This is a genomic window from Hymenobacter daeguensis (genome assembly GCF_054780555.1).
In genome coordinates this window covers 1-20,526 of sequence record NZ_BAAGWC010000025.1, presented here as the reverse complement: position 1 = coordinate 20,526, position 20,526 = coordinate 1, and the positions used below count along the sequence as shown (strand labels likewise).

General features: G+C 63.9%; 17 protein-coding genes. 12 read left to right on the top strand and 5 right to left on the bottom strand.

Annotation, left to right across the window (positions count from 1 at the left end; translation table 11 throughout):
- Nucleotides 1–88: 88 nt before the first annotated feature.
- Together ACYVHT_RS19275 and ACYVHT_RS19270 are read left to right on the top strand one after the other, a co-directional pair.
- The gene (locus ACYVHT_RS19275) at nucleotides 89–1,096 is read left to right on the top strand and encodes a KpsF/GutQ family sugar-phosphate isomerase (RefSeq protein ID WP_460555851.1); all 1,008 of its coding nucleotides are present in this window, start codon (nucleotides 89–91) and stop codon (nucleotides 1,094–1,096) included.
- A 173-nt stretch (nucleotides 1,097–1,269) separates the two neighbouring features.
- Nucleotides 1,270–2,328 carry a mannose-1-phosphate guanylyltransferase gene (locus ACYVHT_RS19270; RefSeq protein ID WP_460555932.1) on the top strand — a complete coding sequence of 353 codons (1,059 nt, stop codon included), beginning with the start codon at nucleotides 1,270–1,272 and terminating at the stop codon, nucleotides 2,326–2,328.
- A 176-nt stretch (nucleotides 2,329–2,504) separates the two neighbouring features.
- Here the strand turns inward: ACYVHT_RS19270 and rlmB are convergent, their stop codons facing one another.
- Together rlmB and ACYVHT_RS19260 are read right to left on the bottom strand one after the other, a co-directional pair.
- Nucleotides 2,505–3,539: a TrmH family RNA methyltransferase gene (gene rlmB / locus ACYVHT_RS19265; RefSeq protein ID WP_460555848.1), complete on the bottom strand. Its 1,035-nt coding sequence runs from the start codon at nucleotides 3,537–3,539 to the stop codon at nucleotides 2,505–2,507.
- Nucleotides 3,476–4,768, bottom strand: a complete 1,293-nt coding sequence (locus ACYVHT_RS19260; protein WP_460555845.1) for a GWxTD domain-containing protein — start codon at nucleotides 4,766–4,768, stop codon at nucleotides 3,476–3,478. Before ACYVHT_RS19260 ends, rlmB begins: the two co-directional genes overlap by 64 nt.
- Nucleotides 4,769–4,981: 213 nt before the next feature.
- On the opposite strand from ACYVHT_RS19260, the gene ACYVHT_RS19255 reads away from it, so the two are divergent.
- The 3 genes from ACYVHT_RS19255 to ACYVHT_RS19245 all read left to right on the top strand — a co-directional run bounded on the left by ACYVHT_RS19255 (nucleotide 4,982) and on the right by ACYVHT_RS19245 (nucleotide 7,314).
- Entirely contained in the window at nucleotides 4,982–5,680 is a 699-nt protein-coding gene (locus ACYVHT_RS19255) for a hypothetical protein (RefSeq protein ID WP_460555842.1), read from the top strand.
- A 100-nt stretch (nucleotides 5,681–5,780) separates the two neighbouring features.
- A complete protein-coding gene (locus ACYVHT_RS19250) occupies nucleotides 5,781–6,479 on the top strand; it encodes a hypothetical protein (RefSeq protein WP_460555839.1) in 699 nt (232 codons plus the stop codon).
- 373 nt (nucleotides 6,480–6,852) lie between these two features.
- Nucleotides 6,853–7,314 (top strand): transposase, encoded by a 462-nt coding sequence (locus tag ACYVHT_RS19245; RefSeq protein ID WP_460555836.1) that lies wholly within the window; start codon nucleotides 6,853–6,855, stop codon nucleotides 7,312–7,314.
- A gap of 244 nt (nucleotides 7,315–7,558) precedes the next feature.
- Here the strand turns inward: ACYVHT_RS19245 and ACYVHT_RS19240 are convergent, their stop codons facing one another.
- From ACYVHT_RS19240 to ACYVHT_RS19230, 3 genes are all read right to left on the bottom strand, one after another.
- On the bottom strand, nucleotides 7,559–10,570 hold the full coding sequence (locus ACYVHT_RS19240) for a protein O-mannosyl-transferase family (protein ID WP_460555833.1): 3,012 nt from the start codon (nucleotides 10,568–10,570) through the stop codon (nucleotides 7,559–7,561).
- Between the two features lie 192 nt (nucleotides 10,571–10,762).
- On the bottom strand, nucleotides 10,763–11,413 hold the full coding sequence (locus ACYVHT_RS19235) for a T9SS type A sorting domain-containing protein (protein ID WP_460555831.1): 651 nt from the start codon (nucleotides 11,411–11,413) through the stop codon (nucleotides 10,763–10,765).
- Nucleotides 11,414–11,670: 257 nt separating this feature from the next.
- On the bottom strand, nucleotides 11,671–12,429 hold the full coding sequence (locus tag ACYVHT_RS19230; protein WP_460555828.1) for a biotin--[acetyl-CoA-carboxylase] ligase: 759 nt from the start codon (nucleotides 12,427–12,429) through the stop codon (nucleotides 11,671–11,673).
- Nucleotides 12,430–12,496: 67 nt separating this feature from the next.
- Here ACYVHT_RS19230 and rsfS point away from each other — a divergent pair, with 67 nt between their 5' ends.
- From rsfS to ACYVHT_RS19195, 7 genes are all read left to right on the top strand, one after another.
- Nucleotides 12,497–12,877: an RsfS/YbeB/iojap family protein gene (gene rsfS, locus ACYVHT_RS19225; protein WP_460555825.1), complete on the top strand. Its 381-nt coding sequence runs from the start codon at nucleotides 12,497–12,499 to the stop codon at nucleotides 12,875–12,877.
- A 166-nt stretch (nucleotides 12,878–13,043) separates the two neighbouring features.
- Nucleotides 13,044–15,164, top strand: a complete 2,121-nt coding sequence (gene ftsH, locus ACYVHT_RS19220) for an ATP-dependent metallopeptidase FtsH/Yme1/Tma family protein (RefSeq protein ID WP_460555822.1) — start codon at nucleotides 13,044–13,046, stop codon at nucleotides 15,162–15,164.
- A gap of 90 nt (nucleotides 15,165–15,254) precedes the next feature.
- Nucleotides 15,255–15,902 (top strand): LutC/YkgG family protein, encoded by a 648-nt coding sequence (locus ACYVHT_RS19215; protein ID WP_460555819.1) that lies wholly within the window; start codon nucleotides 15,255–15,257, stop codon nucleotides 15,900–15,902.
- Between the two features lie 91 nt (nucleotides 15,903–15,993).
- Entirely contained in the window at nucleotides 15,994–16,779 is a 786-nt protein-coding gene (locus tag ACYVHT_RS19210) for a UDP-2,3-diacylglucosamine diphosphatase (protein WP_460555816.1), read from the top strand.
- 202 nt (nucleotides 16,780–16,981) lie between these two features.
- Nucleotides 16,982–17,833, top strand: a complete 852-nt coding sequence (locus tag ACYVHT_RS19205; protein WP_460555813.1) for a hypothetical protein — start codon at nucleotides 16,982–16,984, stop codon at nucleotides 17,831–17,833.
- Between the two features lie 112 nt (nucleotides 17,834–17,945).
- Nucleotides 17,946–19,112, top strand: a complete 1,167-nt coding sequence (locus ACYVHT_RS19200; RefSeq protein WP_460555810.1) for a zinc-dependent alcohol dehydrogenase — start codon at nucleotides 17,946–17,948, stop codon at nucleotides 19,110–19,112.
- A 273-nt stretch (nucleotides 19,113–19,385) separates the two neighbouring features.
- Nucleotides 19,386–20,526: PSP1 domain-containing protein (locus ACYVHT_RS19195; RefSeq protein ID WP_460555807.1), on the top strand; the 1,141-nt coding region annotated here is incomplete at its 3' end.

Here is a 20,526-nt window from a genome sequence, read left to right as displayed (position 1 = left end):
CCAATATTCCGGCGGCACTCGTTTTTGCTGCTTTGCGTTGGGGGAGCTTCTTTCCCCCAATTTTGCAATAACATTCCGCGTATTGCTCATGCCCGTTTCCATTCCTTTTGAAAACCCGGCGGCCACGGCGGCCGTCGATGTGCTGGCCATTGCCCGGCAAGTGCTGCACGAAGAAGCTGCCGCCCTGCACGATGTGGCCGCCGCTCTGGCCGCCACCCCCGACTTTGCCAATTGCGTGCAGGCCATTCTGCAGCTGAAAGGCCGCGTGGTGGTCACGGGCATTGGCAAAAGCGCCCACGTGGCGGGCAAAATCGTGGCCACGCTCAACAGCACCGGCACGCCGGCCCTGTTCATGCACGCCGCCGATGCCATCCACGGCGACTTGGGCATGATTCAGCCCGAAGATTTCGTCATTGCCATCAGCAAGAGCGGCGACACGCCCGAAATCAAGGTGCTGGTGCCGCTGCTGCGCCGCAAGGGCGTGCCGCTGGCCGCGCTGGTCAGCAATGCGGAGTCGTACCTGGGCCAGCAGGCCACCTACATCCTGCACGCCCCCGTCGCGAAAGAAGCCTGCCCCAACAACCTGGCCCCCACCACCAGCACCACCGCCGCCCTGGCCCTGGGCGATGCCCTGGCCGTGGCCCTGCTCGAGTGCCGCCAGTTCACCGCCGCCGACTTTGCCCGGCTGCACCCCGGCGGCACGCTCGGCAAGCGCCTCTACCTGAAAGTGGGCGACCTCAGCCGCCAGAACCAGCGCCCGCAGGTGGCGGAAGATGCGCCGCTGAAGGAAGTGCTGCTGGAAATCTCGGGCAAGCGCCTCGGGGCCACCGCCGTGCTCGATGTGGCGGGCCAGCTCGCGGGCATCATCACCGATGGCGACCTGCGCCGGATGCTGGGCAGCTTCTCCGACCTGGAGCGCCTCACGGCCCGCGACATCCTGACCCCGCGCCCGGCCACCATCGACATCGAGGATTTCGCCGCCGAGGCGCTGGTCCGGATGCAGCAACGCAACATCACGCAGCTGGTCGTGACAGAGGACGGCGCCTTCAGCGGCTTCATTCACCTGCACGATTTGCTGCGCGAAGGCCTGGTGTAGGGCTCGATGGGGGAATGGCTGAGTGGGGGAAGGGGCAAAGGGGTGGATGAGCCTTTCGCTTTTCTCATGCACTTTTGCATAGAAGATTAGGAAGAGAATGGGGCCAACCGCCCGTTCAGCCATTCACCCACTCAGCCATTCACCCATTGTCCAACAGCACCTATCTCATCGTAATGGCCGGCGGCATTGGCAGCCGGTTCTGGCCTTTTAGCCGCACGCATCACCCCAAGCAGTTTCACGATGTGCTGGGCGTGGGCCGGTCCATGCTGCAGCTGACCATTGAGCGGTTTGCGGGCATCTGCCCGGTAGAAAACGTGTTTGTGGTGACCAACCGCGACTACATGGAACTGGTGCAGGAACACCTGCCCACGCTGCCGCCTGACCAGATTCTGGGCGAGCCCATCGGGCGCAACACCGCGCCCTGCATTGCCTACGCCAGCTACCGCATTGCCCAGCGCGACCCCAAAGCCACCATCATCGTGACGCCGGCCGACCACGCCGTGCTGCGCGACGACGAGTTCCGCCGCCTCATCCGCATTGCGGTGGAGGCCGCCCAGGCCAACGACGTGCTCATCACGCTCGGCATCCAGCCCTCGCGGCCCGATACCGGCTACGGCTACATTCAGTACATGGACGAGCAGAGCCTGCCCGGCGGCCAGCTGCACAAGGTGAAAACTTTCACCGAGAAGCCCAACCTGGAGCTGGCCCGCATGTTCCTCGACAGCGGCGACTTTCTCTGGAATTCGGGCCTGTTCGTGTGGCGGGCCGATGTCATCATCAACGCCTTCCATCATTACCTGAGCGACATTGCCGAGGTATTTGAGGAAGGAGCCAACCTGCTGGGCACGCCCCAGGAAGAGGAATTTATCGGCCAGGCCTACTCGCGCTGCCGCAACATCAGCATCGATTACGGCGTGATGGAAAAGGCGGATAACGTGTACGTGCTGCCCGCCGACTTCGGCTGGAGCGACGTGGGCACCTGGGACTCGCTGCACCGCATCGGCCAGCACGACGCCAACGACAACGTGGTGAGCGGCGACGTGCTGCTCTACGACACCACCGGCTGCGTCATCAAAACGCCCGCCGAGCGCCTCGTGGTGGTGCAGGGCCTGGAAGACTACATCGTGGCCGAGTACGACAACGTGCTGCTCATCTGCAAGCGCAGCGAGGAGCAGCGCGTGAAGGAGTTCGTGGCCGACGTGAAGGCCCGGAAAGGCGTGGGCTACAATTAATGACGGCGCGGCTGTCATTGTGAGCGCAGCGCAACGCGGCAATCTTGCCGCTCGAAGCCACCAACCGGATGCGAAAAGCCCCGGCACTGTGCAGTGCCGGGGCTCTCTTATGTTGTGTGAGCTGTTAAAACGTGATGAGGTCGTTCGCTGCGCTCAGGCTGACAGGCATCGGTATGCTATTCTGCGCTCACCCGCTGGCGGGCTACCTCAAACAGCATGATGCCGGCGGCCACGCCCACGTTGAGGCTCTGAATCTGGCCGGTCATGGGCACTTTCAGCTTCACGTCGGCCAGGTTCAGGAGGTCGGGCGAGATGCCGTCTTCTTCCGAGCCCATGAGCACGGCCACGGGGCCGGTGAAGTCGATTTCGGCCGAGCCCACGGCTTCTTCGGCTTTCTCGGTACAGGCCACTACCGTGATGCCCGACTGCTGAAGGAAGCGCACGGTTTCGTGCAGGCTCACCTCGCGGCACACCGGCAGGATGTTGAGCGCGCCGGCGGAGGTTTTCAGCGCGTCGCCGTTGATTTGGGCCGCGCCCCGGCTGGGCACCACAATGGCCTGCACGCCCAGGCACTCGGCCGTGCGGGCAATGGCCCCGAAGTTGCGCACGTCGGTAATGCGGTCGAGCAGCAGCAGGAAGGGCACTTTGCCTTCCTCAAACAAGCCCGATACGATGTTGTCGAGCGGCGCATAATCAATGGGCGACACGAAGGCCACCGCGCCCTGGTGGTTCTTGCGGGTCAGGTTGTCGAGCTTCTCCACGGGCACCATCTGCACCTGAATGCCAGCGGCGCGGGCGGCGGTAGAGATGTCCGTGACAAGGCTGTTTTGGGTGCCGCGCAGCAGGAAGATTTTCTCCAGCGTGCGGCCGGCGCTCAGCGCTTCCAGAATGGGACGCAGGCCAAACAGCATGTCGATGCTGGCGTTCTGGGCGGGCCGGTTTTCGTAGCGCGGCTTCTCGCCGCCCTCGCGGCTGCGGTAGGGCGGGCGGGCCTCGCCGCGCTCGGCGGGGAAGTCGTCGCGGTTGTCGGAGCCGCCGCGGCCGCGGGGGCGGGCGGGGCGGTCGTCAAACTCGTCGGCCCGGCGGTCGGGGCGGAACTGTTTGGGCGTGACGGGGCGGTTGGCGCCGTCGTAGAAGCGGCGGCCGGCTACCGGGCGGGCAGGTCGCTGGGGACGTTCGGGCCGGTCAGGGCGGTCGGTGGGGTTCTCCATTTTTCAACGGCGGCATACCAGAGCATTTCGTACTCGGGCCGGCGCACCAATTCGTAGTAATCAGGGGCAAAGGTACTCGGCCGGGGCCGGAAGGTGTAGGTGATGGCCCCGCCATCGATGCCGCCATCGGGATAAAACCACCGCTCCTCGCCCGAAAACAGCCGGCGCACGCTGGGCGGCGGCCCCAGCACCACGTACAGCAGGCCCCGGTCGGTGAGCCAGCCGGCCTTGTGGGCGGCAAAGAGGCGGTTGGCCGCCGTCACGCGGCCGTAGTATTGGCGGATTAGCTCCTTGCCCAGCTTCTGGTTGTCGCGGGCAATGTCGAGCCAGAATTTATCGACGGCCCGCTTCGGGTCGGGCGCATCGGTGAGCTTCTGGCGCTCCTGGCTGGTGGTGAGGTAGCGCAGCGGCTCGATGAGCTCGGCGGCGGTGGTGAGGGCGGGGTAGGCGTTGGGGGCCACCAGCACGGCCAGCGTGCGCGGGGGCATGCCGCCCGCGCCGCCCACTTTCAGCGCATAGAGGCCGGGCGTGCCGAAGCGCAGCGGCTCGCCTGGCTGGGCGGTGGCCGAGTCGAGCACGGGCAGGGTGCGGGGGCCGGCGGGCATGGCGGCCGGGTTGGTCATGGGGGGCAGGGCGGCGGTGGGGGCCACGGCGTAGCGCTTCCAGCGCACGGGCTGCATCAGGCCGTAGCTGTCCACGCCGAAGGTTTCATCGGCCTGCACGTAGCGGCGGCAGAGCGGCAGCCCGAGTAAATCGGTGAGCACAAAAGGGCGCGTGAGCACGGCCTCGGTGAGGCGCAGCCAGGCGGTGGTGCTGGGCTCCTGGTAATCTTCCTTGGCATCGATGGGCGCGGTGGTGAGCTGCAGGATGGCCCCGGCCGGCACGCGGGCCGCCGCAATGCAGAAGCTCAGGCGCACGTCGCCGCTGGCTTCGGGGTGGGGGTGCTGCCGGCGGCGCGGGATGCTATCCTGCCACAGCGGCACTTTGGCTTCGTAGCTGGGCCAGGCGGTGAGGCGCAGCGCGTGGCCCGGCCCCAGGCGGGCGGGGGCGGGTAGGCGCAGGTAGAGGCGCAGGCTGTCGGCCTCGCGGCGGGTGTCCACGTCCAGGCGCGGGCCGTCGCGGTAGAGGCCGGCGTAGTCGGGGCGCGGGGCCAGCGGGGCCGCGGCGGCGCAGAGCAGCGGCAGCAGCCAGCCGAGACGCAGGAGCCAAAAGCGCGAAGTGGAGGACATAACAGGGACTACGGAAAAGACGTTACAAAATCCTTTAGGTGAAGCAGCAAACTGATAAGTAAGCGGGCACGGGCCTGAAACAGCCATGGTAGCAACAACCAGCAGCACCACTCACCTAGCCAGTTCCACATGTCCTACGAGCTTAACGTGAATACCGGGGACGAGTATATTTACAGATACCCACAAATCAGGAACGAACCCGCTGAACGGCTCATGAAATCTATTGCATGGTGTTGCTTGTGTGGCTGCCTGGCGCAATCAGCCACGGCTCAAACGCCACAGCCCGCGCCGCGCTACTATGTGGGGGCTGCTTTTCTGTACCGGAACACCTACGAGGTGGCCTACCCCTCGGGCACGAACTGGGCCAGCGTGGGGCCGTGGCATGTGGTGGCCGGGGCGTCACTCTCGCCCCGGCTGGCCGTGCAGGTAGGTTATGCCTATACCCGGCAAGCTGATAACCAGGACCCGTACATCGTTGGCTTCACCACGGCCGGCGAGCTGGCTACCGGCTCCCGTCGGTCGTCGATTACGGCCCACGCCATTCCCTTACTGGCCCGGTACCAACTCATGCAGCGCGGCCCGCTGGGCTTGCAGGCGCTGGGCGGGCTGACGGGGTGGCACTCCACGAACGAGCTGGACGAGGTAAACACCGTGGCAGGGCGGGTGGTGAGCGGGCGGCACCTTAGCGAGCGGGCTTGGCAGCTGTATGGCAGCCTGGGCTTGGGGGCCACCTTCCTGGTGGGGCGGCACGTGGAAGCCGTGGCGGACCTGACCTGGAACAAAAACGTGCAGTCAGCTTCGGCCGATGTACACCGTGCCGCCACTGGCAATAGCTGGGGCATTACGAATGCCTTAAGTTTTGGCTTGCGCTACCGTTTCGATTTGAATAAAAAAGCTGCCGCTGCTCAGTGAAATAACCGAATTACTCCTTACGTTTACCCCCACACACGCGGGGCCCCGGCCAACTGGCTGGGGCTCCGTTTTTTCTCATCCATTTTCATCGTTTACCCCCATGAAAGACTACCAAAGCGACAAGTACGAGAACTTCTTCCTCAACCTGAAAGTGTCCCGCGAGGGGCTGGCGGCCTTTGGCGAGTTCACGGCCACGGCCATTGGCGCGCCGGGCGTGGAGGCCCTCATTGCCGGGCACGCCGCCGACCTGGCCACGGCCGTGAAGGGCCTCCGCGACGACGTGGTGGCCCGCCAGGGCCAGGGCGGCAGCAGCCAAACCGGCACCACTACCGAAAACACTGCCTTCGCGGCGTTCAAGGCCTTTATTCAGGCCTCCGACGCCAAGGTGCTCCGGCCCTACCTCTTCGACCACGCCGCCGAAGAAGCCACCTACTACCCCGCCAAGCTCGGTGGCCTCACCCAGGCCCCGGTGAAGCAGCGCCTCACCCGCCTCACGGCCTACACCGAGGCCCTGGAAGCCGCTGCCGACAAGGCCCTGAAGGCGCTGGGCACCCAGGCCCGCGCCCTGCTCACGCAGTATGCCGCCGCCAGCGCCACCAAAACCCAGGCCCGCGCCGCCGTGCAGCAAACCATTGCCGACCTCGGCCCCGCCGCCCACGCCCTGGCCGAAGCCCTGTGGGACGTGCACTCCGCCGCCGTGTACGTGCACCGCCGCGCCCCCGAGCAGGCCCGGCAGTATTTCGATTACGCCAGCCTGCCCGGCCGCACCGCCACCAAAAAGCCTGCCGGCACGCGCTAGCCTGCCCAATGCAGGCCGGACGCACGCGTCCGGTGCTTCCGAGGCACCTAAGACAGGCCGGACGCGTGCGTCTGGTGCTACTCAGGTGCCTCGAATAAGCCAGACGCACGCGTCCGGTGCTTCCGGTGCGCCCCGGATAGGCCGGACGCACGCGTCCGGCCCTGCTGGTAGGGTGCGGGGCTTGCCCCCGCCCGTGCGCTGGCGCCGTAACCGCGATTTCGTGCAACGACGGGCGGGGGCCAGCCCCGCACCCTACGTTGTGACATAAACCATTGTGCAACGTAGGGGCGGGGGCAAGCCCCGCACCCTACGTTGTGATGTAAGCCTATTGTGCAACGTTCGGGCGGGGGCAAGCCCCGCACCCTACCTGTTTATGGAACTTCCGCAGCGTCGCAGCATTCGGTATGAGGGCTACGATTATAGCATGGCAGGCTATTATGCGCTCACCATTTGTGCGCGTGCGAAAGCTCATTTGTTTGGGAGCCTGGCAACGGGCGAATCCATTCAGCCAACCATTCTGGGCGAAATCGTGACTACCGAATTGGTCGCTGTTCCAGGCCGCTTTCCTACCGTGCGGCTCGATACCTGGGTGCTCATGCCCAATCACCTGCACTGCATTCTGGTGCTGACGCGTAACCAGTCGGTCCAGCTAAGCGCGGTGGTTGGCAGCTTTAAGTCGCGTTGCTTCGGGCAGTGGCGTCGGCACCTGCTTGCGGCCGGCCACCCAGCGCCGCCTTCCTGCTGGCAGCGGGATTACTACGAGCGTATTATCCGCGACGCCAGCGAATTAGAAGCCTGTCGCCGCTATATCCTCGATAACCCGAATCGGTGGTAGGGGCGGGGCTGGCCCCCGCCCGGCGTTGCACAATGGGTTTCCAACACGTCGTAGGGGCGGGGCTGGCCCCCGTCCGGCGTTCAACGATATACAAACGCGCCGTTTAACGCCCGGGCGGGGGCACGCCCCGCACCCAACAATGAGAAGGCCGGCCCCGCACACTGCGGGGCCGGCCTTCTCATTGTTGATAGGTTCAACGACGGTTCAACGTCCGGGCGGGGGCAAGCCCCGCACCCTACGGTTGCTACCGCGGGTAATACTGGCTCATGAGCGTGTAGGCTTTTTCGCTGCGGGCCTTGTCGCCGGCCAGCTCGGCGGCGCGGTACACGCTTTGCAGGCCCAGCAGGTAGCCGCGCATGTCGTCCTCGAAGAGGCTGCCGTCGGGCTTGCCGGCGTAGTAGGCCAGCATCTGCTCCGAGCGCTGCGTCATGGTGTCCATGATGGCGTTGGCCTTCGCCTTCTCGCCGGCGGCCACCAGGGCGGGCACCAGCTGCGGCGAGTAGTAGTCGTAGGGGATGGTGTTGTCGGGCATCAGCTCCAGGGCCTTGTCGGCCACTTCCTTGGCCTTGGCCACGTTGCCGGCGGCCAGGTAGGCGTTGGCCAGGCGGGCAAACTTGTCGCGGTAGTTGGCCGGGAAGCGCAGGTTGTTTTCGTCGTAGAAAATGTGCGGGTTCTGCAGGCCCCGGTAGCTGAAATCTTTCAGCAGGCGGGCGTAGGTGAGGTCTTTTTCCACGTAGCCCTCGTCGCCGCTGCGCGGGTCGTAGTTCGGGTCTTTCAGCGGCAGCAGGCGGTAGGCCATGCCCTCGAGCTGGAAGTAGGGCTGCAGGTTCATGTAGTCGCTCGGGGCCACGGTGCTGCTGAAGTAGATGGGGCGCTGCCAGTTGTTGGTGGCAATCATGTCGAGAATCACCAGGTTTTTCTTCTCGATGGCGCGCTTGCCCATGCTCCACTCCATCTTATCCACCAACTGGCCTTCGCGGTCTTTGGGGATAATGCCGAGCTTCTTCACGGCCACCGTGTCGATGGGCAGGAAGAAGTTGGGCGTGGGGAAGCTCATCATCATCGGGCCACCCTCCTGGTACTGCACCTGCAGCAGCGGGTTGTTGGTTTTCACCAGCCCGATGAACTCTTTCAGGTTCACGCTCTGCACGGCCGGGTTGGCCGCGAAGGGCAGCATGTCGTTGGTGCCCTGGGCGTAGGCCTCGGCCGGCATCGAGATGGGGAAGCCCTGCGAGAGGTAGCTGCGGCGCTTCATCTGGGCAATGTACCAGTCGGTGTTCAGGTAGCTGAGCACGGCCACGCGCACATCGGTGCGCACGCCTTCCACCTCCTGGGCGTACCACAGCGGGAAGGTGTCGTTGTCGCCGTTGGTGAACAGGATGGCGTTCGGAGCGCAGGAGTTCAGCAGGTTCTTGGCCGAATCCACCGAGTTGTAGCGGTTGCTGCGGTTGTGGTCGTCCCAGCCCTGGGCCACCATAATGCCCGGAATGAGCAGGCTCACCGCCAGCGCCACGCCAGCGCGCACGCCGTCGGCCTTCACCACTTTGCCCAGCAGCTCGGCCACGCCCAGCACGCCCAGCCCAATCCAGATGGCAAAGGCAAACGTGGCCCCCGTGAAGGTGTAGTCGCGCTCACGCGGCTCGCGCGGCGGCTGGTTGAGGTAGATGACGATGGCCAGGCCCGTCATCAGGAACAGCAGGCCGGTCACCCAGGCATCCTTGCTGTTGCGGCGGCTCTGGAAAAACAGGCCGATGAGGCCCAGAATGAGCGGCAGGGCCAGGAAGTTGTTGTGCGCCGGGCTGTCGAGGATGCGCGGCGGTACCACGCCCTTGCCTGGGCTGAAGGGCGTGACCACGCCCGCCTGCTGAATGTCACTTTCGCGGCCCACGAAGTTCCACATGAAGTAGCGCCAGAACATGTGGCCCATCTGGTAGCGGAACAGGAAGCCCAGGTTCTGGCCCATGGTGGGCTTCACGCCGTCCTGAATGTCCACCCACTTCTTGTAGTTGGCAATCTGGTCGGGCTCGTAGCTGTAGATGCGGGGCAGCAGCATCTTGTCCTCGTCCTTGTACACGGGCTCCTGCTGGCGCGGCAGAATCTCCTTGTAGGTACCGGTTTTCAGGTCGCGGGCGTAGCGGGGCGCACCCTCGGCGTAGTCCACCGGCTGGGCGTTGAACTGCGGGCCGTAGAGCAGCGGGCGCGAGCCGTACTGCTCCCGCTTGAGGTAGCTCACGAACGAAAGCACATCCTCCGGGTCGTTCTCGTTGATGGTGGGCTGGAACGAGCTGCGGATGGGCACAATCAGGTACGACGAGTAGCCAATCAGGATAAACACGAAGCACAGCATGGCCGTGTTCAGCAGCTGGCTGCGGCGCTGGAAGGAGAGGCGGAAGCCAAACCAAATCAGCCCGATAAACACAAGCAGGAAGATAAACAGGCCCGAGTTGAAGGGCAGCCCGATGGTGTTGATGAAAAACACCTCGAAGTTGCCGGCCAGCGTGGGCAGCCCGGGGATGATGCCCACCAGAATCGAGCCCACGATAATCATGCTCACCACCAGCACGATGATGCCGCCTTTCAGGGTCGGGTTGGCCGTGCGGCGGTAGTAGTAGGTGAAGCCCAGGGCGGGCAGCGTGAGCAGGTTGAGCAAGTGCACCCCGATGCTGAGGCCGATGACGTAGGCAATCAGCACCAGCCACTTATCCGAGTCGGCTTCGTTGGCGCGGGCTTCCCACTTCAGCATTATCCAGACCACGGCCGCCGTGCACAGGGCCGACATGGCGTACACCTCGCCCTCCACGGCGTTGAACCAGAACGAGTCGGAGAAGGCAAAGGCCAGCGCCCCCACCACGCCCGCGCTCAGAATGAGCAGGGTCTGCGCCCCCGTGGGCTCAATGGTTTCGGCGGCCACGGAATATTCGTTGGCCTCGCCGCGCAGCACCAGCTTGCGGGCCATGCGCGTGATAATCCAGAACAAAAACAGCACCGTGAACGCGCTGCTCAGCCCCGACAGGGCGTTGATGAGCACGGCCACCTTGGTCACGTCGCCAAACGAAAACAGCGAGAACAACCGCCCCAGCAGCAGGAAGGTGGGGGCTCCCGGCGGGTGCGGCACCAGCAGCTTATAGGAGCAGGCAATGAACTCGCCGCAATCCCAGAACGAGGCCGTGGGCTCCAGGGTGAGCAGGTAGGTGGCGGCGGCAATGGCAAATACCAGCCAGCCGACAAGGTTGTTCAGGCTTTTAAAGGAACGCATAGAAACGGGTGAGACACGAGGGCCCGGCAAGCGCCAGCAAAACGCATTGCCGGAAAAAGCAACAGCTAATCAGTGAAAAGGCAAAAGTAGGCAATGCACCGTTGCACTGACGCTTGCCGCCAACCAATTCGGGCTAGAAACACAAAAAGCAGCCCGGGGCTGCTTTTTGGTCAATCACAAAATGAGCGGAAGCTAGTTCTGCAGCACGAGGCGCTTGGTGCTGGCCACTTTGCCATCCACGAGCAGGCTGTAGAAATACACGCCGGTGCGCAGGTCGCTCAGGTCGAGGGGCAGGCCGGCGGCCGTCAGCTCCGGCTTGAGGGCGATGGTGCGCACCTCCTGGCCGATGATGTTGCTCAGCCGCAGCTTGTAGTCGATGCCGGCTTTCTGCTCCAGCTTCACCGTTACCTGGCCGTGGGCGGGGTTCGGAAATACATTCAGCGTAGCGGCGGCCAGATTAGATTCCGCCATCGTGGCCGTGGGCGCGGCCGATACGATGAGGGTGCCGAACTGCCCCGAGCCGGGCCCGCCGTGGGCCGTGCAGTGGAACGGGTAGGAGCCCACGGCAAACGTATTGGCCGCAAACGTCTTGGTGACGTTGGCCCCGTTCATCTGAAACAGGGGCCAGGCCGCCGGCGAGCTGTCCGACATGGTGGGGTGGCTGGAAGCGCCCACGTATTGGAACACCAGCACGTCGGCCCGCGTCATGCGGATGGTGTTGGTGCCGTCCGGGCCGGTGTAGAAGTTGTCGCCCACCTGCACGGTGATGGTGGCGGCGAAGGCCGAAGTGGCCGCCAGCAACATGGCAGCAACGGGAGCGGCAAAACGAGTAAAGAGTTTCATCAGATGAAGCAGAAAAAATGAAGGCGGAAAAGGACTGTGCCACCGGAAAGACAAGCACCGTGCCGAACTGCGCCGTCCTGGCGTAACCAACGCCGGCCGAAGCATTTCGGTTTGATGGATTGCCAAAACACCCAAAAGTTGAATGCCCGTAGCAAAAACAACTCGGCCGGGCAGCGGATAAGGTTGCCTGCCCCGAATTATTTTTTATTCGAAAGTCTGAATATAGGAAACAGATGCCGAAACGGCGGCATTGGTTGCTAGGCGTGGCGAATTTCCTGCAGGCCGAAGCGCCGCAGCTCGTTGCCCACTGCCACGGCCAGCCGCCCATCGTCCTCCACCCCGACAATCTGGCCGCTCACCGTTTTCCCGTCGATGATGAACGGGTGAACCTCCTGGTAGCGGTACAGCGCCTGGAGGTAGTCGCGCCGCAGGCTGCCCACCTGCCCGGCCCGCAGCTGCAGGTAGCGCCGCTCCAGGCACTCGAGCAGGCGGGCGGCCAGCGCGTCGCGCTGGTAGCTGCGCCCCGTGACCTTGGCAAAGGACGTGGCCGTGCCCACGGCAAACTCCTGCTGGTTGATATTCAGGCCAATGCCAATGATGCTATATTGAATCTTTGCGCCGCTCAGGCTGTTCTCAATCAGAATGCCGCCCAGTTTCTGGTCGCCGTAGTAGAGGTCGTTGGGCCATTTCAGCTTCAGCTTCGGGTCGGTTCCGAGCAGGGTTTGGGCCCAGTCGTACACGCCCAGGGCCACGGCCTGGCTGAGGCGGAACTGCTCGGTGGCGGCCAGAAAAGTGGGCTGCCACACCACCGACAGCATCAGGTTTTCGGCGGGGGCGCCTTCCCACTGGTTGCCGCGCTGGCCCCGGCCGGCGGTCTGAAAGTCCGTAATGATGGTGCAGCCTTCGCTGGCCCGGTTTTGGACAATCAGACGCTGAGCCTCCGAATTCGTCGAGGCACAGGCCGGCAGCCATACCAGTTGCTGGCCCGTGAACAGGGTTTTGGGGGTGACTACCACAGCCTTCTTTCGCGTATCGTTAACTTCGTAGACTTTCGGCTGTAAAGCTCACACCTAACAAGACAATATGAAAAGCACGTTGGTCCGTCAGGATTCAGACACATTGGCAGATTTGGTCGTTCGCGGCATGCAGGACAAGAAGGCATCCGACATCGTGGTGCTGAATTTGAAGGAATTAAAAAATGCCGTGGCAGATTATTTCATCATCTGCTCGGCCAACTCCGATACCCAGCTTGAGGCGGTGGCCCGCTCGGTGGAAGAGGAAATTGAAAAAGTAACCGGCGAAAGCCCCTGGCAGACCGAGGGCCGCACCAACCGCGAGTGGGTGCTGCTCGACTACGTGGACGTAGTGGTGCACGTATTCCTGCGCGACCGCCGCAAGTTCTACGCCCTCGAGGAGCTGTGGGGCGATGCCGACATCAGCTACATCGAGTCGGAACCGGCGTAAAGATTTTGTCCTTGTCCGTCATCCTGGGCGTAGCGAGGGACGACGGACGCAAAAACGCTTGTCGAATAAAATAAAACTGCCCCGGCCGCGTCTTCCTTTTCAGCGAACATTTGCTTTCGGGCCGGTGTTCAGCCCGTGGTTATACCCGTTTTAACTAGCTATTTACATGTCGGATAAAAATCCCAGTAACAATAAGAAAAAGAAGCCGATAGTGCCCACGCCCTCGCCCCGTCCGGGCGTGCAGCTGTGGGTGCTGGCGGGCTTGCTGGTGTTCCTGTTTGGGGTCGTGGTGGTGAACAGCATGAACTCGCCCGCCAAAATCAATCAGCAGAAGTTCGAGCAGATTCTGGCTGCCGGCGATGTGAGCAAAGTCACCATCGTGAGCAATCAGAAGGTGGTGGAAGTATCGCTCAAGCCCGAAGCCCTGAACAAGCCGGAGTACCGGCAGGAGCTGGTGCGCCGCACGCCGTTTGGCGCGGCCGGCTCGGGCTCACAGTTCTACTTTCCGGTGGTGGATGCCAAGCTGTTTCAGGAAAACCTGGACAAGCTGCAGGCCAACGTGCCAGCGGCCCAGCGCCTGCCGCTCGACATTGAGGAGCGCTCGAGCCCGATGGACTTGTTTGGCAGCTACGGCCTCATCCTGCTGATGATTGTGGGCTTCTGGTTCCTGATGCGCCGCATGGGCAGCGCGGGCGGCCCCGGCGGCCAGATTTTCAGCATCGGCAAGAGCAAAGCGGCACTGTTTGAGGGCGGCGACAAGGTAAAAATCACCTTCAAGGACGTGGCCGGCCTTGAGGAAGCCAAAGAGGAAGTGCAGGAGATTGTGGAGTTCCTCAAGAACCCCAGCAAGTTCACCATCCTTGGCGGTAAGATTCCGAAAGGCGCGCTGCTGGTAGGCCCTCCCGGCACCGGCAAAACCCTGCTGGCCAAAGCCGTAGCCGGCGAAGCCGATGTGCCGTTCTTCTCCCTGTCGGGCTCCGACTTCGTGGAGATGTTTGTGGGCGTGGGCGCCGCCCGGGTGCGCGACCTGTTCAAGCAAGCCAAGGCCAAAGCGCCCTGCATCATCTTCATCGATGAGATTGACGCGGTGGGCCGCAGCCGTTCGCGCGGCTCGATGCCCGGCGGCAACGACGAGCGCGAGAACACCCTCAACTCGCTGCTGGTAGAGATGGACGGCTTCGGCACCGACTCGGGCGTTATCATTCTGGCCGCTACCAACCGGCCCGATACGCTGGACTCGGCCCTGCTGCGTCCCGGCCGCTTCGACCGTCAAATCAGCATCGATACGCCCGACATCAACGGCCGGACCCAGATTTTTCAGGTGCACCTCAAGCCCCTCACGCTGGGCCCCGACGTGGATGCCAAGAAGCTGTCGGCCCAGACGCCGGGCTTCGCGGGCGCTGAAATTGCCAACGTCTGCAACGAGGCCGCGCTGATTGCGGCCCGCCGCGACAAGAAGTTCATCACCAACCAGGACTTCACCGATGCCATCGACCGCGTGATTGGCGGCCTGGAGAAGAAAAACAAGATTATCAGCCCCGGCGAGAAGAAAATTGTGGCCTACCACGAGGCCGGCCACGCCATTGCCGGCTGGTTCCTGGAGCACGCCGACCCGCTGGTGAAAGTGAGCATTGTGCCGCGTGGCGTGGCCGCGCTGGGCTACGCGCAGTACCTGCCCAAGGAGCAGTTCCTCTACAACGTGGAGCAGATGACCGACGAGATGTGCATGACGCTGGGCGGCCGCGCCGCCGAGGAAATCGTGTTCGGCAAAATCTCGACCGGCGCGCTGTCTGACCTGGAGCGCATCACCAAAACCGCGCAGTCGATGGTGGCCATCTATGGCATGAACGCCAAGCTGGGCAACGTGTCGTACTACGACTCGAAGGGCCAGAACGAGTATGGTTTCTCGAAGCCTTACTCGGAAGCCACGGCGCAGCTCATCGATGAGGAAATCCGCAACATCATCGAGCAGGCCTACACCCGAACCAAGGAGCTGCTGACCGAGCGTCGGCACGAGCTGGAAGTGGTGGCCAAGGAGCTGCTGGAAAAGGAAGTGCTGCTGCAGGATGACCTGGAGCGGTTGGTCGGCAAGCGGCCGTTTGAGTCGCAAACCACCTACCAGGCCCACATGCTGGGCACCGACCGCAGCGAAACCGCCAGCGAGGTGAAAGGCGAGCAGGCCGCCGGCGGCCTGCTGAATGACCTGCCCGAGCTGAAGCTGCCCGGCATCGACGACAACCGCAACAACGAAGCTTCGGCCCCCAGCGGCAGTGCCGTGGTTGGCTAGTCGCCCACAACCGGCAAGCTTCGGCTTATGGCACAAGAGAGAAGCCAGCCTTTCGGGGCTGGCTTTTTTTATGCGTACTACTTTTGCACCATGTCCGATACTTCCCGTGATGCCGTGCTGGCCCGAATCCGCCAGGGCCTGGCCAATGGCCCGGCGCCGCTGCCGCCCCGGCCCGACTTTGCGGCCCCCGTGCACCCGCCGCTGACCAATGCCGACATCGTGGTGGCTTTTGCCGAAAGCTTCCAGCGCGTGGGCGGCGAGTTTCACTACTGCGAGTCGCTGGCGGAGCTGGCCGCGCAGCTGGCCGCGTTCCAGGAGCGGCAGCAGGTGGGCGCGCCCTACGTGTGGGAGGCCGATTTGCAGGAAGTGCTGCGGGCGGCGGGCATTGATTTCCGGGCCGATGAAGCCGACTTTATTGCCAGTGCCGACCTCAGCCTGACTTCCTGCGAGGCGCTGGTGGCGCGCACGGGCAGCGTGCTGATATCGCCCGCCACGGAAAGCGGCCGCCGCCTGAGCATCTATCCCGACCAGCACCTGGTGCTGGCCCGCCCCAGCCAGGTGGTGGCCGAAATCGGCGATGCGCTGCGGTTGATGCAGGAGCGCTACGGCACGCAGCTGCCCTCCATGCTGTCGCTCACCACCGGCCCCAGCCGCACGGCCGATATTGAGAAAACCCTGGTGCTGGGGGCTCACGGCCCGCGCCGCATTGCGCTGTTTTTACTGGAAGAAGAGATGTGAGACAGGAGATGTGAGACACGAGACATGAGAAATTCGCCATGCTCTTCTGTCTTCTGGCGTCTTGGTTCTCATGTCTCGTGTCTCACGTCTCATGTCTAAAAAACCCCACTTGCTGTCTGACCTTGCGCTGCCGCCCGGCAAGAAGGTCTATTTCGCTTCCGATTTCCACCTGGGCGCGCCCGATGCGGCTTCGTCGCTGGCGCGGGAGAAGCGCATTGTGCGCTGGCTGGACGCGGCGGCGCAGGACGCGGCGGCCATCTACCTGCTGGGCGACTTGTTTGATTTCTGGTTTGAGTACCGGCACGCGGTGCCGCGCGGCTTCATCCGGCTGCAGGGGAAGCTGGCCGAGCTGGCCGATGCGGGCCTTCCCATCACCATCTTCACCGGCAACCACGACATGTGGATGTTTGGCTACTTCACCCAGGAAATGGGCATTCCGGTGCTGCGGCAGGAGGTGAGCCAGCGCATTGGCGACAAGCTGTTTCACATCGGGCACGGCGACGGGCTGGGGCCCAAGGACTACAGCTACAAGGCGCTGAAGCAGGTGTTCACTTCCGGGCTGGCGCAGTGGCTGTTTGCGCGGCTGCACCCCAATTTCGGCATCGGCATGGCCAATAAGTGGAGCCGCCGCAGCCGCATGCAGGCCGGCAAGGACGACGCCACCTACTTTGGCGACGAAGAGTGGCTGCTGCAATACTGCCGCGCGCTCGAAACGCGTTTGCACCACGACTACTACGTATTTGGCCACCGCCACTTGCCGCTCGATGTGGAAGTGCGCCCCGGCAGCCGGTACATCAACTTAGGCGAATGGGTCAATTATTGCAGCTACGGCGTGTATGATGGCAATGAGCTGGCTTTGCGGCATTTTGAGCAGTAAGCCCAACGGCATGCCGGGGGCACCTCACCCCCGGCCCCTCTCCTGCGGAGAGGGGAGCCACGGCGGCGCGACCGTTCACAATCGTCCGGCTCCCTTCTCCGCAGGAGAGGGGCTGGGGGTGAGGTTGCGCGCCTGCGCCGTGCTGCTCCTGGTTCTTGGCGCTAATATCCTGGCTCTAAATCAAGCCCACGCCCAAACCACCGTGCCTTCCGCCGCCTCCACGGCGCCGGCGGCTACCCAGACGGTGGCGCCCGTGCAGGCCGCGCCCGCCCCCAAAGACGATGCCAGCGCCGCGCCCACCACGGCGGCCTGGAAGCTGCTGCGCCTCATCAGACTGCCCAACCCCGGGGCCGCCTCGCTGGACCGGCGCGGGGCGCTGTACGTGGCTGATGCCGACAACAACCTGCGCCAGTACGGCCCCGAGGGCCTGCCCCTGAGCACCTACGCGCCCACCCAGCCCGGCCACGCTGCCCAGGTAGAAGCCTGGAACGTGACCACGACGATGGTTTTCAACGACGACCGGCAGCAGCTGGTGCTGCTCGACAGGTTCCTGTCGCTCATCGGTGAGGTGCGGCTGGGCGATGTGCTGGATGGCACCGTGCGCGTGGCCACGCTGGCTCCGGACAACTTCATCTGGCTGCTCGATGAAAGCACGCTCACGCTGCGCGAGTTCGACCCCAACACCCTGCGCCCGGTGCAGAGTACGCCGCTGGACCTCATCATCGGCCGCTCGCGGCCGGACTTTCGGTTCATCCGGCAGTATCAGAACAACACCTACCTCGTGGACCGCAGCACGGGCATCTACGTGTTCGACAACCTGGGCAACTACAAGAAAAAGCTGCCCTTCACCGGCCTGAGCTATGTGGGCTTTCGGGGCGATGAGCTGTACTACCTCGATGCCGGGGCCATCCATTTCTTTCAGCTCTACAACCAGACCGAGCGGCGCGTGGCCCTGCCCCCCGGCCTCGACCCCGGCGCGGTGCGGCAGGTGCTGGTGGGCGAAACTTTCGCGTATGTTTTCACGGCGGCGGGCGTGGCTGTGTATCAGATGTAAGGCCGGCGGGTACGGCGGAGGCTATTGCGGCAAGCTGGCTCGACGGTAGCAACCCGGGGAAAGGCGGGGCGTTAGCAGGGAGGTTCTTCACTTCATTTCCAGCCACTCCCTTATGAAAGCTCTCCGAATCCACGGGATGCGCGACGTGCGCGTCGATAACGTCGACGACCCCGAAATCCACGAGTCGCGCGATGCCATTATCCGCGTCACGAGCACGGCCATTTGCGGCTCCGACCTGCACATCTACAACGGCAGCCTGCCCCAGCCCACGCCCCAGACGCTCGGCCACGAGTTCATGGGCATTGTGGAAGAGGTGGGCAAGGGCGTGACCAACCTGCGGCGCGGCGACCGGGTGGTGGTGCCCTTTCCCATTGCCTGCGGCCACTGCCTGTTTTGCAACCACGACCTGCCCGGCCACTGCGAAAACTCCAACCCCGACCACTACGGCCCCGAGGGCGGCCTGCTCACCCAGAAGGGCGGCGCCCTCTTCGGCTACACCAGCCTGTATGGCGGCTACGACGGCGGCCAGGCCGAATACGTGCGCGTGCCCTACGCCAACAACGGCCCCCGCAAAGTGCCCGACAACCTGACCGATGAGCAGGTGCTGTTCCTCACCGACATCTTCCCCACGGGCTACTCCGGCATCGACTGGGCCGGGGTGAAGGGCGGCGAAATCGTGGCCATTTTCGGGGCCGGCCCGGTGGGCATCATGGCCGCCAAGAGTGCCTGGCTGCGCGGGGCCAGCCGCGTCATCATCGTCGATACCCAGCCCTACCGCCTCGACATGGCCCGCAAGTCGGCCAACGCCGAAACCATTCTCTGGGAAAGCCACCAGCAGGTGGTGGACGAAATCCGGAGCAAGAGCAACGGGCGCGGGGCCGACGTGTGCGTGGAAGCCGTGGGCTTTGAGCCCGACCGCGACCTGCTCGACCGTGCCAAATCGGTGATTAACCTCGAAAAAGGCTCCGACAAGGTGGTGCGCGCCTGCATCAGCGCCGTGCGCCGGGGCGGCTTCGTGTCCATCCTGGGCGTGTATGCCACCCCCACGGACAACTTCCCGCTGGGCCAGATTTTCGACAAGGGCATCATCATCCAGGCCGGCCAGGCGCCCGCCCACAAGCACATCGACAAGCTCATGCAGCACGTGTCGAACGGCGACGTGAAGCTCGACGACATCATCACCCACCGCCTGCCGCTCTCGCAGGCCCCGCACGGCTACGATATCTTCCGTCACAAGAAGGACGGCTGCGTGAAAGTGGTGCTCAAGCCCGGCGAGTAACCGGGTTTGGCGCTACCAAACTCTTCAGCAAGCAGATAATTGAATGCCTCGGCCAACTGGTCGGGGCATTTTTATGCCCAAACATTTCCCTCTCGCAAACGGGTTATCTTTGCTAGATTCCCACTCATCAGCGGCCGGGACAATGCGCCGCTTCACTTATAGATATTCAGCCAGATGGCTTGCTCAACTTGTTCAACCGGTGGGGGCTGCGGCACCACCAAAGTAGGAGGCTGCGGCTCCAAAGGCGGCTGCAGCTCCGGCGGCTGCACCCGCATGAATGTGTTCGATTGGCTCCAGGACGTGGAGGTTCCCGATTCTTTTGCCGGGTTTGATATTGTCGAAGTCCGCTTCAAGGGCGGCCGCAAGGAGTTTATGCGCAACGACCAGCGCATCCCACTCGTGACCGGCGACGCCGTGGTGGTGGATGCCGCCGGCTCCGGCTGGCACCTGGGCCACGTCTCGCTGAAGGGCGAGCTGGTGCGCCTGCAGATGCGCAAGAAAAAGGTGCCCACCGACTCCAAGGAAATCCGCAACATCCTGCGCATCGCCACCCCCGACGACGAGGAGCGCTGGCAGGCCGTGCGCGACCTCGAAACCGGCACCATGTTCCGGGCCCGCGCCGTGGTGAGCGAGCTGCGCCTGCGCATGAAGCTCTCCGACGTGGAGTACCAGGCCGACCGCACCCGCGCCCTGTTCTACTACTCGGCCGAAGACCGGGTGGACTTCCGCGAGCTCATCCGCCGCCTGGCCGACGAGTTCCGGGTGCGCGTGGAGATGCGCCAGATTTCGCTGCGCCAGGAGGCCGGCCGCATTGGTGGCCTCGGCATCTGCGGGCGCGAGCTGTGCTGCTCGACGTGGCTGACGGACTTCAAAACCGTGAGCACCACCGCCGCCCGTTACCAGAACCTCAGCCTCAACCCCCAGAAGCTGGCCGGCCAGTGCGGCCGCCTCAAGTGCTGCCTCAACTACGAGCTGGACGCCTACCTCGATGCCCTCAAGGACATTCCGCAGGTGCAGCGCCCCCTCAAAACCAGCCGGGGCGAAGCCTTCCTGCAGAAAACCGACATCTTCCGCCGCCGCATGTGGTTTGCCTTCAAGGGCGACAACAACTGGGTGATGCTCGACACGGCCCGCGTGCGCGAGCTGCTGGACATGAACAAGCGCGGCGAAATAATCGAAAGCCTGCTGCCGCCCCGCGAAGAAGCGCCCGAGCCCGAAGTGTCGGCCATCGTGGAAGGCTCGCTCGACCGCCTCGACGACAAAATCAAATCGAGCGGCAAGCGCAGCAAGCGCAAGAAAGGCAAGGGCGAGCGCGAAGGCGAAGCCCCCGAAGCCCGCGCCCCGCGCGAACCCCGGGAGCCCCGCGCCCCGCGCCCCGAGCGCGAGCCCCGCGCCGCCCAGGAGCCCGGCACCG

Coding starts and splice junctions, on each gene's coding strand:
- ACYVHT_RS19240 (WP_460555833.1), bottom strand. CDS start 10,570: ATGCGTTCCTTTAAAAGCCTGAACAACCTTGTCGGCTGGCTGGTATTT.
- ACYVHT_RS19215 (WP_460555819.1), top strand. CDS start 15,255: ATGTCCGATACTTCCCGTGATGCCGTGCTGGCCCGAATCCGCCAGGGC.
- ftsH (WP_460555822.1), top strand. CDS start 13,044: ATGTCGGATAAAAATCCCAGTAACAATAAGAAAAAGAAGCCGATAGTG.
- ACYVHT_RS19210 (WP_460555816.1), top strand. CDS start 15,994: ATGTCTAAAAAACCCCACTTGCTGTCTGACCTTGCGCTGCCGCCCGGC.
- rsfS (WP_460555825.1), top strand. CDS start 12,497: ATGAAAAGCACGTTGGTCCGTCAGGATTCAGACACATTGGCAGATTTG.
- rlmB (WP_460555848.1), bottom strand. CDS start 3,539: ATGGAGAACCCCACCGACCGCCCTGACCGGCCCGAACGTCCCCAGCGA.
- ACYVHT_RS19200 (WP_460555810.1), top strand. CDS start 17,946: ATGAAAGCTCTCCGAATCCACGGGATGCGCGACGTGCGCGTCGATAAC.
- ACYVHT_RS19235 (WP_460555831.1), bottom strand. CDS start 11,413: ATGAAACTCTTTACTCGTTTTGCCGCTCCCGTTGCTGCCATGTTGCTG.
- ACYVHT_RS19255 (WP_460555842.1), top strand. CDS start 4,982: ATGAAATCTATTGCATGGTGTTGCTTGTGTGGCTGCCTGGCGCAATCA.
- ACYVHT_RS19275 (WP_460555851.1), top strand. CDS start 89: ATGCCCGTTTCCATTCCTTTTGAAAACCCGGCGGCCACGGCGGCCGTC.
- ACYVHT_RS19260 (WP_460555845.1), bottom strand. CDS start 4,768: ATGTCCTCCACTTCGCGCTTTTGGCTCCTGCGTCTCGGCTGGCTGCTG.
- ACYVHT_RS19245 (WP_460555836.1), top strand. CDS start 6,853: ATGGAACTTCCGCAGCGTCGCAGCATTCGGTATGAGGGCTACGATTAT.
- ACYVHT_RS19270 (WP_460555932.1), top strand. CDS start 1,270: ATGGCCGGCGGCATTGGCAGCCGGTTCTGGCCTTTTAGCCGCACGCAT.
- ACYVHT_RS19250 (WP_460555839.1), top strand. CDS start 5,781: ATGAAAGACTACCAAAGCGACAAGTACGAGAACTTCTTCCTCAACCTG.